This window comes from Pseudomonas sp. Pseusp15 (assembly GCF_059492165.1).
The window spans coordinates 2,656,812-2,669,440 of the sequence record NZ_CP168523.1 but is presented as its reverse complement, the minus strand read 5'-3'; the positions used below and the strand labels follow the sequence as shown (position 1 = coordinate 2,669,440).

Genomic DNA, 12,629 nt, shown 5'->3' with positions numbered 1-12,629 from the left:
ACCCAATTACCCCCCGGTTGGCAGGGCTGGCGCAGGAGTAACGGGCGCTGAACGCCGTGTTTGCCCCACCCATCAAAGCACAGCGCTAAAAATATTTTTATCTGATAAATGTTTTATTGACTAAAAAATAATACCGGGTAATTATTTCCCTGCATCTGCTTTCACGCAGAGTCATTTTGCAGGGGAAACCCGATGAGTCAGAACACCGTGCCGTTGCTGGCCAGTCTTTACATCGAGACGAATGAATCGTCACTCGACAGGCGCTTGGCGCCTTTGTTTATGCAGGGTTTTCCGGCCGAACCGAAACGCCGCGTCACCTGGAACAACTGGATGCGTCCACCGTTCAATCAGTGGGGGTTCCGCAATCTGGCGCGCCTGCGTCCCTCCATTGATGTGGAGGCGGGTGGTGGACCGGTCAGCGTCTTGAAGGAAGCGCCACAAGCGCTGGATGAACTGCACTTCGACAGTGAATGTGGCTTGAGCGTCAGTGTCATCGATCATCTGGTGGTCAGTCAGACCGACGCCTTTTTGGTGATGCAGGGCGACACCGTGCTGTTCGAGCGTTACTTCAACGGCCAGCGTCCCCGGGACCGGCACGTCATGTTCTCGGTGACCAAGTCGCTGATCGGCACCCTGGGGGAGCAACTGGTCTGCGATGGCATCCTCAATCCGGAGTTGCCGGCGGCGTTTTACGTGCCCGAACTGTTGGGCAGCGCGTTTGGCGATGCCACGGTGCGCCAGCTGTTCGACATGGCCGTGGGCATCGACTACAGCGAAGTCTATGACGATCCCAACTCCGAGAGCTCGCAGTACGGCTATGCCTGCGGTTTCCAGCCGGCACCTGCACAGTACGCTCAGTTCGAGTCGCTGTATCAGTACCTGCCGTCGCTGAAAAAACGCGGCAGTCATGGCGGCTTTTTCCATTACGTGACCGCCACCACCGAAGCCCTGGCCTGGGTCATGGAGCGCGCTTCGGGCAAGGCTTGCAATCAATTGCTGCAAGACATCTGGAGCCAGTTGGGGTGTGAGCGCGACGGCTACTTCATGGCCGATCCTTGGGGGCGTAGCGTTGCCGGTGCCGGTTTCAACGCCACCTTGCGAGACATGGCGCGGTTCGGTCGGCTGCTGGCCGACGACGGTCGCCATGATGGGCTGCAATTGCTGTCGACCGAGACGGTTGCACGCATTTGCGCCGGCTCCGATCCCGCGATCTACGCCAAAAACTCCGAGTTCTCCCAATGGACCCCTGACGCTTCCTACCGCAGCCAGTGGTACGTCTTCAACGACCACAGTCAGGCGATCATGGCCGGCGGTATCCACGGCCAGTACCTGTTCGTCGATAAGCCGTCCGGTGTGGTGATCGTCAAGCAGTCATCGCTGACCGAGGCTGTCAGCCCGTTCGATGCTGACAGCGTGCGCATGCTGCGTGCCATCGCCGCGCACCTTACTCACTGAAACGCCTCATAACGACAAGAAGTTTGCGACCTATTCGCCTGGCTCGACCAGGTGTTGGCGGCGCTTTGCGCCGCCATTCACTGCCCTGTAACAACAATAATCACACAGGAGCTTCATATGGTTCTCATGACGCGTTTCTCTCGAACGCTTTTAGCGGTCGGCTTACCCCTGACCGCCCAAGTCGCGCTGGCGGGCTACACCTTCGAGGATGGCAACCTCAAGGGTGAGGTCAACTTCACTGCCGGCGGTGCGACCCTTTCCACCCGTAACGTCAACTTCGGCAGCGGCCGCGTCGATGCGCGCAGTGGCAAGAATGGCGGTACGAAAATCGACTGGCAGGAGCTCTACGTCAAGCCCGGCGTCAAGCTGGAATACGCCCTGCAGCCAGACTTCAGCCTGTTGGCCGGTGGCTCGCTGGTGGCGGCGACCACCTTTGGCGATGGCGATGCCGGCGGCTTCACCCGCAGCTCTGATGGTGACGTGGCCACCGAAGAACTCTACGGTGGTTTCCGGGCCGGGGAGTGGACGCTCACAGCCGGTCGCCAGAACTACATGATCGGCACCGGCTTCATCGTCATGGACGGTAACCTCGACCAACTCAAGGACGGCGCCTACTGGCTTGGCCCCAGAACCGCCTTCAAGGATTCGGCCATTCTGGCCTGGGATCATGGCGCATTGAAAACCCAGGCCTTCACCTTGCGGGTCGATGACGATCTGGGTGACTTCCGCATGACCGGCGCTAACCTGGACTACAACCTCGACGACCAGGTGACACTTGGGGCCATGGCGATGAAGGTCAATGCGCTGGGGCCCAAGGGCAGTACACTGCCACGACGCCGGGACGGGATGCAGGTGTACAACGTGCGTGCGTTGAAGGCCAAAGTACCGGGCGTGCCGGACCTGACCCTGAATGCCGAATACGCCGTGGAGCGGGGCAGTGGTGAAGGCGTGGATTACGATGCCAACGCCTGGTACGGTCAGGCGGATTACGCCTTCAACACGTTGCCGCTGACCCCGGTGATCGGCTATCGCTACGCCAGTTTTTCCGGCGACGACAACCTCGCCGACAACCGGCAGAAAGCCTGGGAGTCACTGAGCAAGGGCTTCGTCGACTGGAGCACCTGGCTGGTGGGGGATGTCGTCGGCAACTACCTGCTGTTCAACAGCAACGAAAACGTCCAGCAGTTCTCGCTCAAGACCCACCTCAATGAAACGCTGACCCTCGGCGCGATCCACTATCAGTTCTGGCTGGACGAGAAAAACTACATGGGTGCGCAGGTCAGCGATCGGCGCTTTGCGGACGAGAGTGTGGTTTTCCTCGACTGGACCCCGACGCCGTCGTTCTATACGTCGCTCTCCTATAACTGGGTCAAGCCGCTGGCCGCCGCCAGGCAGGTGTTCGGCGATGACCAGAAATTCAGTGCGCTGGAACTGTACTTCACCTACCGCTATTAAGTGCCGCGAGCCTTCGCGGCCGCGCAGGAGTGCTTAACCATGAACATGTTTTTGCGTAACACCTTATTGGGTGCTGTAGTGTCGTTGCTGGCCAGCGGGGTGTGCCTGGCTGAAGAGCGCACGGTGCGGATCTACAACTGGATCGAGTATCTGCCACCTGAGGTGCTCAAGAGCTTCCAGGAGGAAACGGGCATCCGTCCGATCTACGACGTTTTTGACAGTGTCGAAACCCTGGAGTCCAAGCTGCTGACCGGCAATTCCGGGTATGACGTGGTATACCCCGGCAGCGCCAACCTGAGTCACCTGATCGCCGCCGGTGCCGTCCAGCCGCTGGACCGCAACCAGCTGCCGAACTGGCGGCACCTGGACCCGGAGTTCATGAAACCCCTGGAAGCTGCCGGTGATACGGGCAACCGCTACGCAGCACCGTACCTATGGGGCACCACGCTGATCGGCTACAACGTCGACAAGGTTCAGCAAGTCCTGGGCGCCAATGTGCAGATGAACACCTGGGACATGATCTTCAAGGAAGAGAACCTCGCCAAGCTGGCCAGTTGCGGTGTCGGTTTCCTCGACGCAGCCAACGAAATCGTGCCCATCGCCTTGCACTACAAGGGCCTCGACCCCAACAGCCAGAAGCGCGAAGACTACCCGCAGGCCCAGGCGGCGATGATGAAGATTCGCCCGCACATCACCTACTTCAACTCCTCACGCTACGGCATGGACCTGGCCAACGGTGACATTTGCGTAGCCGTCGGCTGGTCGGGTGGCGTGGCGCTGGCCAAGCAACTGGCCGATGCGGCCGGCAAGGGCGTCAGGGTGGAGATGGCGTTACCCAAGGAAGGCGCGCCGATGTGGTCGGACGTGATGATGGTGCCGACCAACGCCCCCCATACCAAAGAAGCCTATGAGTTCATCAACTACATCCTGCGCCCTGACGTCATTGCCCGGATCAGCAACAAGATCGGTTACCCCAATCCGAACAAGGACGCCACCGCACTGGTGAACGCCGAGATCCGTAATAACCCCAACATGTATGTGCCGGACGAAGCGCGCAAAACACTGTTCGCTCTGCAGCCCATGCCGGCAGCCGTGGAACGGATCCGCACCCGCACCTGGACCACCATCAAGACCAACCGCTGATCATCGTGGCCCGGCGTCGTGACGCCGGGCTCGCCAGCAATGACGCGCCTCGGCTATGGCATGCAGCCAGTCTGGGAGGAGGCTGGCGTTCTCAGGCCCGCATTCCGTAAAAGAGCAGCTCGGTGATACGCCTTACCTGGGCGGAGTGTGACTCGATGTCCGGCTGTTCCTGGTTGACCAGCCTGAACAACTGCAGGTGTGAGTAGTCGTTCAACAGGAAGGCGGCCAGGTCGACGTTGAGGTCGGCGCGTAGCTTGCCGGCCTGTTGCAGTTCTCTGAGTAAACCGCTGATTTCGGCCCTGAGCGCATCGTTCATGGCCCGATAACCTTCGGGCAGTCCGTTATCACCACCAAATAGAATCAACGGCAGCAGTTCACGCCAGAGACTGGGATGCATGACTTCCAGGGCGTAACCGGTCAGCAGGCGTTCCAGGTAGCACAGGGCGTCGACCGGATCCTCAATTTCAGGGATCTGGTTGCGGGTGTCCTTGAGGGCGCGCTGGTCGGCGTCGTGCAGGATTTCCAGGATGATTTCCTGCTTGTTGCCGAAGTACTTGAACACGGTGGGCGCCGACACCCCAGCCTGGTTGGCGATCTGTTCGATGGTGGTGTTCTGGAAACCTTGACGCTCGAACAGTTCGATCGCTGCCTTGCTGATGGCTTGGCGTCGTTCGACTTTCTGACGTTCACGCAGTCCGCTCACGGTTGATCCCTTGTCGCTATGAATAAAGGGGGCGCATGTCGCCCAATCATCCATGCAAAATACTTAATCGGGTAAAACTTTTAAAGCGCTAATTTCTGTAGTGCGCGTTTATCCCGGAAGCGAAAAGTCTCGTTGGCTGATGGCGAGAGTCCTCAGGCTTAATAGTTAATTTCATTAATCTTTTAAGCGCTGTTCACCATGCATTGACCCGCCTGAATCAAGCCGATGCCTGTCGGTATTTTTTCAGTCGATAGGCAAACTGCGCACGACTCAAACCCAGCAGTCGCGCGGCAGCGGCCAGATTGCCTTGGCTTTTTTGCAGCGCTTCATCGATCAGGCGCGACTCCAGCCCTTCAATGGAGAAGCCGTGTTCCAGGCGAGCCAGGGTCTCCAGCAAGGCCGGGCGAGGCTGTGTGCCGGTGGGACTCTGGTCGGTTGCGGCGAGGCTGCCATTGTCGTCCAGAGAGTACGCATCCTGCGGCATGGGTTCGTTGCGAAACAGGTGGATCAGATCGATGGCTTGGCCGTCTTCGCTGGCGATCAGGCCGCGCTCCACCAGGTTCTGCAGTTCCCGTACGTTGCCGGGGAAGTCATAGCGCAATAACACCTTGAGTGCGCGCATGGTCAGGCCGGCGGGTTTGCGGGCGTAGGCCTGACAGAAGCGCCGCAGGAACGCGTTGACCAGCAACGGAATGTCGTCGCGACGTTCTCGCAGCGGTGGCAGCACGATGGGGTAGACATTCAGCCGGTAGAACAAGTCTTCGCGAAATTCTCCGGCCGCCACGGCTTTGCGCAAGTCGACATTGGTGGCCGCCACCACCCGGACGTCGACCTTGATGGGCTGGCCACCGCCGATGCGCTCGATCTCCCGCTCCTGCAATGCACGCAGCAACTTGCCCTGACCCGGCAGGCTGAGGCTGGCGATTTCGTCGAGAAACAGCGTGCCGCCCTGGGCGCGCTCGAAGCGTCCGGGGCGCGAATGGGTCGCGCCGGTGTAGGCGCCACGTTCGACACCAAACAGCTCAGCCTCGATCAGATTGTCCGGGATGGCGGCGCAGTTGAGCGCCACGAAAGGTGCTCGATGGCGTGGGCTGAATTGGTGCAACTGACGGGCGAACAACTCTTTGCCGACCCCGGACTCGCCGCTGAACAACACCGTGGCGGGCGTCGGCGCCACGCGCTGCAAGGCGAGGGTAGCGGCATTGAAGGCCGCGCTGGCGCCAATCGGTTTTGGCCCGCCGGGGTTTTCGCTGTCGTCATCCTGGGGGGCGGGCGCCGGGGCTTGAGGCTGTTTGGGCTCGGCGCTTGAGGGTGAGGCGGTGAGATAACTCAGGTCCTGCTCGACATCGCCCCATTGCTCGGCGGTCTTGCCGATCACCCGGCAGCTCTCATGGCCCATGCCCCGGCATTCGGTTTCGCGGAAGATCACCAGACGGCCGAACAGCCCGCTGACATAACCGATGGCATAGCCCAGTTCGGTCCAGCACACCGGATCCTGGCCGATCCCGTAGGCGGCGATATGTTCGTCGGCCTCACAGGAATGGTGCCAGAGGAATTCACCTTCATAGAAGCCTGAGTCGGCGTCGAATTTGAAGTGCAGGGGTTCGACCTTGGTCATGCCTTCAAGTGTATGCAGACGAGTGCCGGCCGAGAAAACCGCCGCGGCGTCGGCGTCTGGCCAGCGCTCGCGGATCAGTCGCGCATCGCGTGCGCCGGAGAGATAGCCGGTGCGGGTAAACAGGCCGCGGCTCTGTTCCAGTCCCTGGCGCTCGATAATTTCCCGTCGCAGCGCGCCGAAGGATGAGCTGTGCAATAGCAGCATGCGCTGGTCGTTGAGCCAGATACGTCCGTCAACAGGGGAAAAGAACAGGCATTCGGTCAACTCGGCCAGGGTCGGTGAGTTGCCTTCGGCCAGTTGGGTACTGTCGCCTCGGGGCGAGAAATGCTCCTCCTGCACGGCAAGATGAGGAAGCAGCGAATGGGGATTGTTCATTGTTATGCCCCTGAGCGAGTCGACTGATCGAAATGATCAACTAGCAAAACAGTTATTAAACATAACTTTATCATTTGGACAAGTGGCGAGCTGCCGGCTGTACGCCAAGCACCTTGTCCTATTCGCAAACACCCCTCTACAGCCCGCAGGCCAGAGCCTTCGCCAGTTGAAATGCGGCGCGACGCAGGAAGTCGGCACAGCCCTTGCTCTAGCGCTATCACCACGCAGACGCCTTGCATCGTTTTAGCAAGGCCGCGTCAGGCAATGACAAACACAAGAGCCGGGAGACCGAAATGTCGGTAAGTGAACCATCTGATTTTCTGCGGGACGAGCCATGGCGTGAACGCATCTTCAATGGCGACTGGCTACGTCCATTGGGCGGCAGCCATAGCGTCATCGAACCGGCCACCGGCGAGGTGTTGACCGTCACCGGTTTGGCCGATGCAGCGGACATCGCGTTTGCCAGTCTGAACGCCGCTCGTGCTCAACCGGCCTGGGCGGCGTTGGGACCACGGGAACGCGCAGAGATCTTTCGTAAAGCTGCCGCATTGGCTCAGCAACACTTTGCCGAACTGGCGTTGTACATCGCCCGGGAAAGTGGCGGCAGCCTGTTCAAGGGTGAACATGAGGTCCGTGAGGCGATCGTGTTGCTGCATCAGGCGGCCGGGCTGCTGTCGCAACCCCATGGTCTGGTTCTGCCGAGCGAAGCGGGGCGCTTGTCCTATGCACGCCGGTTGCCCCATGGCGTGGTCGGGGTGATCTCGCCGTTCAACTTTCCCTTGGTGTTGTCCCTGCGTTCGGTGGCGCCGGCGCTGGCGGCGGGCAACGCCGTGGTGCTCAAGCCCGATCCGCAGACCCCGGTCAGTGGCGGTTTCATCATTGCCCGGTTGTTCGAGGCGGCCGGTCTGCCCAAGGGCTTGCTGCAGGTGTTGCCGGGGGCAGCGCCAGCCGGAGAAGCGCTGTGCCGCGATCCGCATGTGCGGATGATCGCGTTCACCGGCTCCACCGCAGCGGGGCGCAAAGTCGCGGAGCTGGCTGGGCGTCATCTGAAAAAAGTCGCCCTGGAGCTGGGCGGCAAGAACTCGTTGATCGTGCTCGAAGACGCCGATCTCGAACTGGCGGCCAGTAACGCCGCCTGGGGTGCCTGGCTGCATCAGGGGCAGATTTGCATGGCCACCGGACGCATCCTGGCCCATGAGTCGATTGCACAAGAACTGGTCCGCCGGTTGGCAGAAAAGGCACGGGCAATCACGGTCGGCAATGCCGCTCGCGGTGAGGCGGTGCTGGGGCCGTTGATCAACAAACGCCAGCTGTTGCGAGTGCATGAAATCGTCACGGAGAGTGTGACGGCCGGGGCAACTCTGCAAGCCGGCGGCGAGTATGAGCAGCTCTTCTACCAACCCACGGTGCTTTCCGGTGTGCGCCCGGGCATGCGCGCGTTCGACGAGGAAATCTTCGGCCCGGTGGCCACGGTGGTGAGTTTTGCCAGCGACGATGAGGCCATCGACCTGGCCAACCGCACCGAGTATGGCTTGTCCGCGGGGATCATTTCGCCTTCGGTCGGGCACGCGATGGCGATGGGCGAGCAACTCAATTGCGGGCTGCTGCACATCAACGACCAGACAGTGGCCGACGAATGCATCAACCCCTTCGGCGGACGCGGCAGCTCAGGAAATGCCGGCAGCGTAGGCGGCCCGGCCGACTGGGATGAATACACCCAATGGCAATGGGTGACGGTCAAGGATAAGGCGCCGCGTTACCCGTTCTGACGGGCCGGTTTTGCCGGGCCGACAAGGTAGGTCGGCTCACCGAGTACACAAAAATAATAAGAGGACTCAACATGAAACTCGACAACAAGATTGTGCTGGTGACTGGCGTCTCTTCGGGTATCGGCGCGGCCACGGCAAGCCTGCTGCGCAGCCACGGCGCCCACGTGATTGGCGTGGACCTGAAGGCGCCGCACATGACCCTGGATGGTTTTGTTCAGGGCGATCTGAGCAGTGCCGAGAACATCGACTGGTTGCTGGCGCAGCTACCGGCACGGATCGACAGCCTGTGCAATATCGCCGGGGTGCCGGGCACTGCAAACCCGCAACTGTTGGCGCGGGTCAACTACCTGGGATTGCGCCACTTGAGCAGCGCGTTGCTGCCACGCATCAACGCTGGCGGCAGCATCGTCAATATCGCCTCGATCCTCGGCGCCGAGTGGCCGTTACGTCTGGAACAGCACAAGGCACTGGCGCACATCGAAGGTTTCGCCGCCGGGCAGGCCTGGCTGGCCGAGCACCCGGTACCGGACCAGACCTGCTACCAGTATTTCAAGGAAGCCTTGATCGTTTGGAATTACCTGCAGGCCCAACCCTGGTTTCTCGAACATTCGGTGCGCATGAACAGCGTCGCGCCAGGTCCGGTTTTCACACCGATCCTCGGCGACTTCGTGAGCATGCTCGGTGAGGCCCGAACCCAGGCCGATGCCCATCGCATGAAACGCCCCGCTTATGCCGATGAGGTAGCGGCGGTGATCGCTTTCCTGTGTGCCGACGAGTCGCGCTGGATCAACGGCGTCAACCTGGCCGTCGATGGCGGATTGGCCTCCACCTACATCTGAAATGCACACCAGTAGACGGCGGCTGTGGCGAGGGAGCTTGCTCCCGTTCGGCTGCGAAGCAGTCGTAAACCGGTGCACCGGTTCTACTTGAGGGCCGTTGCGCGCCCCAACGGGGCGATGCGGCGTTCCGACAAGCCCCCTCGCCACAGATGCACAGGCAAAAATAAAAATAATGAGGAGCGTCCATGGACAACGTTAAACGTTGCTTTCGTTTCAAGCATTGCGCCCTGTTTCTGGCGTTATGCAGCGCCGGTGTGATGGTCGAAAGGGTCGAGGCCATGCAAATGGACCTTGGTGATTCCGACTGGAAACTGCGTTGGGACAACACCATCAAGTACAGCCAGGCCTGGCGTCTTCAGGGGCAGGACAGCCGATTGGTCAACGCACCGACCGCCAACGGCCTGTATCCCTCGATCCAGAGTCAGGGCGATAAAAACTTCAGCAGTGGCCTGGTCTCCAATCGTCTGGACCTGTTTTCCGAAATGGACCTCAGCCGGCAAAACTATGGCCTGCGCGTGAGCGGCGCAGCCTGGTACGACGATATCTACAACAAGGGCACCGACAGCAGCGAGCAAACGCATTTCCTCAGCGAAACCCGCAAGCTCCACGGTCGCGACGCGGAAATTCTCGACGCCTTCGTGTTCCTGCGCGGTGACCTCGGTGAAGACTCCCAGGGCGTGGTGCGTCTGGGCCGACACAGCCTGATCTACGGCGAAAGCCTGTTCTACGGTGGCAACGGCATTGCCAATGCCCAGGGCCCGACCGATGTGGTCAAGTTGCTGAGCGTGCCGGGGACCCAGTTCAAGGAGATCCTGCGTCCGGTCAATCAGATCTCCGGGCAGTTGCAGATCAACCCGCAGTTGTCGGTGGGCGCTTACTACCAGTTTGAGTGGGAACGCTCCAATGTGCCCGGCGCCGGCAGCTACCTGAGCGATATCGATGCCATCGGTTACGGCAGCGGTTCACTGCGCGAAGTGTTCGGCAACGACACGGTGAATGGCGGTGATTTGAAACCGCGAAATTCGGGGCAGGGCGGTATGCAGATCCGCTTCAAGCCGACCGGCACCGAGCTGGAGTTGGGTTTCTACGCTGCGCAGTATCACGACAAAACCCCGACCGGCCTGTACGCCTACCTCGACGGTGCGGCTGCGGCCGCCACGGGGTTGCCGATCCTGAGTTCCTATCGTCAGGTCTACGCCGAAGACATCAAGACTGCCGGTGTCAGCTTCTCCACCGCTTATGGGCCGTTCAACTTTGCCGGTGAAACTTCCGTGCGCTGGAACGCGCCGCTGGTGAGCAATCTGCAAGTGGTGGCCCCTGGCGTGGCGGCCGATGGCGACGATAACTCACTGTTTGCCAGGGGCAAAACCGCTCACGCCAACCTGTCGGCGATTTACCTGTTATCGCCCACCGCATTTTGGGATGGCGGCTCGGCACTGGCCGAGCTGGCCTGGAACCGCACCCTGAGCGTGACCGAGAACGCCGCCGCGCTGGATGCCAACACCACCCGCGATGCTACGGCACTGCGGGTATTGGTGGAGCCGGCGTACTTCCAGATTGTCGACGGGATCGACCTGACCGTGCCGATCGGCATGGGTGTGGTACTCGATGGGCGCTCTTCGGCGGTCAACAAATCGGGCTTCGGCAATACCCATTCCGGCGACTGGAGTGTCGGGCTCAAGGCCACCTACCTGCAGCGCTGGGATGTCGGCCTGAACTACGTGAACTTCTTCGGTGCCCCAAAAGCCGGGCTGCGCGAGGACGGCAATTTCAGTTACGGGCAGTCGTTGGCCGACCGCGACTTCGTCTCGCTCTACGTGAAAACCTCATTCTAATAAGGTGGATTCGCCATGCAGAACAAAGCATTTCTCAACACTTGCGTCCTCACCCTGGCCCTTGCCGGCATGAGCCTGGCGCAGGCGGCCGTGTCGCCTGAGCAGGCTGCACGTTTGAAGACTGAACTGACACCCCTTGGTGGCGAGCGCGCCGGCAACGCCGATGGCAGCATCCCGGCCTGGCAAGGCGGTTACACCAAGGTCGCGCCTGGCTACAAGCCAGGTGACAAACGTCCCGATCCATTCGCCGGTGAAAAACCGCTGTATTCGATCAAGGCCTCGAACATGGAGCAGTACGCCAATGTATTGGCCGAAGGCACCAAACTGCTGCTGAAGAAATACCCGGACTATCGCCTGGACGTCTACCCGACCCATCGCTCGGCGGCAGCCCCGCAATGGGTGTATGACAACACCGGCAAGAATGCCACCCGCGCCACGCTGGACGTGGCGAGCGAGAAAGTCACCGGCGCCTATGGCGGCATTCCGTTCCCGATCCCGGAAAACGGTACGCAAGTGCTGTGGAACTATCGATTGTCCTGGCAGGGCGGCGACACCATCAGCTCGCCTTTCGATACCTGGCTGATGACCGCCGGCGGCAAGAAAGTCCAGGCAACCCGCGCCCAGTACACCTACCAGTTTCCCTACTACGTCGAAGACGGCAGCCTGGAAAACTTTTCCGGCAAGTACCTGGTGGGCAAGCTGCTGACCGAGTTGCCATCGTCCAAGGCCGGTGAAGGCCTGATGACCCATTGGGACCTGGACCCGGCCAACCGCGCGGCCTGGCAGTATCTGGTCGGCCAGCGCCGGGTGCGCCGGGCGCCGAACATCGCCTACGACACCCCGGACTTCGTGACCTCGGGGGTCGGTCTGTTCGATGAAGCGTTCATGCTGTTCGGGCCTACCGATCGCTATGACCTCAAGCTGATGGGCAAGAAAGAACTGATCGTCGCCTACAACAATAACCGCGCCGGCCTGGCCAAGAGCGACGACCTGGTCAAACAGAACTTCCTCAATCCTGACCTGGTGCGTTGGGAGAAACATCGGGTCTGGGTGGTCGAGGCCACGCTCAAATCCGGCAAGCGCCATGTGGTGCCGCGTCGCACCTACTACATCGACGAAGACTCCTGGCAGATCCTGATGGCCGACGGGTATGACGCCCAGGGCAAGCTCGGACGGCAGATGTATTCGCTGACGCTGTTGGCGCCGGACCTGCCGGCCCTCACCGCGCAGGTCATGTGGGGCAGCTACAACCTCGACACCGGCGCCTACTTCCTCAACTCCTCGAGCAACGATCTGGCGGTCCAGTACCAGAAAGTCGCGAAACCTTCGGCGTCCTATTTCACGCCGGATGCCATGGCCAACGAAAACATGCGTTGAACCTGAGGGGGCCGTGGTGGGTGAGGGTGCGCGCTACGGTCGCTTGTGACTTTGCGAGTG

9 protein-coding genes are annotated in these 12,629 nt (G+C 60.7%); 7 read left to right on the top strand and 2 right to left on the bottom strand.

The genetic code is table 11. The features are described 5' to 3' along the window. Positions 1-192 precede the first annotated feature (192 nt). The 3 genes from ACEN8R_RS11835 to ACEN8R_RS11825 all read left to right on the top strand — a co-directional run bounded on the left by ACEN8R_RS11835 (position 193) and on the right by ACEN8R_RS11825 (position 4,053). Positions 193-1,455, top strand: coding sequence for a serine hydrolase domain-containing protein (locus ACEN8R_RS11835; protein ID WP_018927873.1), 1,263 nt, complete (start codon positions 193-195; stop codon positions 1,453-1,455). A gap of 117 nt (positions 1,456-1,572) precedes the next feature. Next, complete coding sequence (locus ACEN8R_RS11830; protein ID WP_018927874.1) at positions 1,573-2,910, top strand: alginate export family protein; 1,338 nt, start codon at positions 1,573-1,575, stop codon at positions 2,908-2,910. A gap of 39 nt (positions 2,911-2,949) precedes the next feature. Beyond that, complete coding sequence (locus ACEN8R_RS11825; protein ID WP_495624899.1) at positions 2,950-4,053, top strand: polyamine ABC transporter substrate-binding protein; 1,104 nt, start codon at positions 2,950-2,952, stop codon at positions 4,051-4,053. Positions 4,054-4,144: 91 nt separating this feature from the next. On the opposite strand, the gene ACEN8R_RS11820 is transcribed toward ACEN8R_RS11825, so the two are convergent. Beyond that, complete coding sequence (locus tag ACEN8R_RS11820; RefSeq protein WP_018927876.1) at positions 4,145-4,756, bottom strand: TetR/AcrR family transcriptional regulator; 612 nt, start codon at positions 4,754-4,756, stop codon at positions 4,145-4,147. A 217-nt stretch (positions 4,757-4,973) separates the two neighbouring features. Then, positions 4,974-6,749: a sigma-54-dependent Fis family transcriptional regulator gene (locus ACEN8R_RS11815; RefSeq protein ID WP_018927877.1), complete on the bottom strand. Its 1,776-nt coding sequence runs from the start codon at positions 6,747-6,749 to the stop codon at positions 4,974-4,976. A 293-nt stretch (positions 6,750-7,042) separates the two neighbouring features. Here ACEN8R_RS11815 and ACEN8R_RS11810 point away from each other — a divergent pair, with 293 nt between their 5' ends. From ACEN8R_RS11810 to ACEN8R_RS11795, 4 genes are all read left to right on the top strand, one after another. Next, complete coding sequence (locus tag ACEN8R_RS11810) at positions 7,043-8,518, top strand: benzaldehyde dehydrogenase (RefSeq protein ID WP_018927878.1); 1,476 nt, start codon at positions 7,043-7,045, stop codon at positions 8,516-8,518. 71 nt (positions 8,519-8,589) lie between these two features. Continuing rightward, positions 8,590-9,357: a coniferyl-alcohol dehydrogenase gene (locus tag ACEN8R_RS11805; protein ID WP_018927879.1), complete on the top strand. Its 768-nt coding sequence runs from the start codon at positions 8,590-8,592 to the stop codon at positions 9,355-9,357. Between the two features lie 185 nt (positions 9,358-9,542). Continuing rightward, the gene (locus ACEN8R_RS11800) at positions 9,543-11,192 is read left to right on the top strand and encodes a DUF1302 domain-containing protein (RefSeq protein ID WP_018927880.1); all 1,650 of its coding nucleotides are present in this window, start codon (positions 9,543-9,545) and stop codon (positions 11,190-11,192) included. A gap of 15 nt (positions 11,193-11,207) precedes the next feature. Beyond that, positions 11,208-12,569: a DUF1329 domain-containing protein gene (locus ACEN8R_RS11795; RefSeq protein ID WP_018927881.1), complete on the top strand. Its 1,362-nt coding sequence runs from the start codon at positions 11,208-11,210 to the stop codon at positions 12,567-12,569. Positions 12,570-12,629 lie beyond the last annotated feature (60 nt).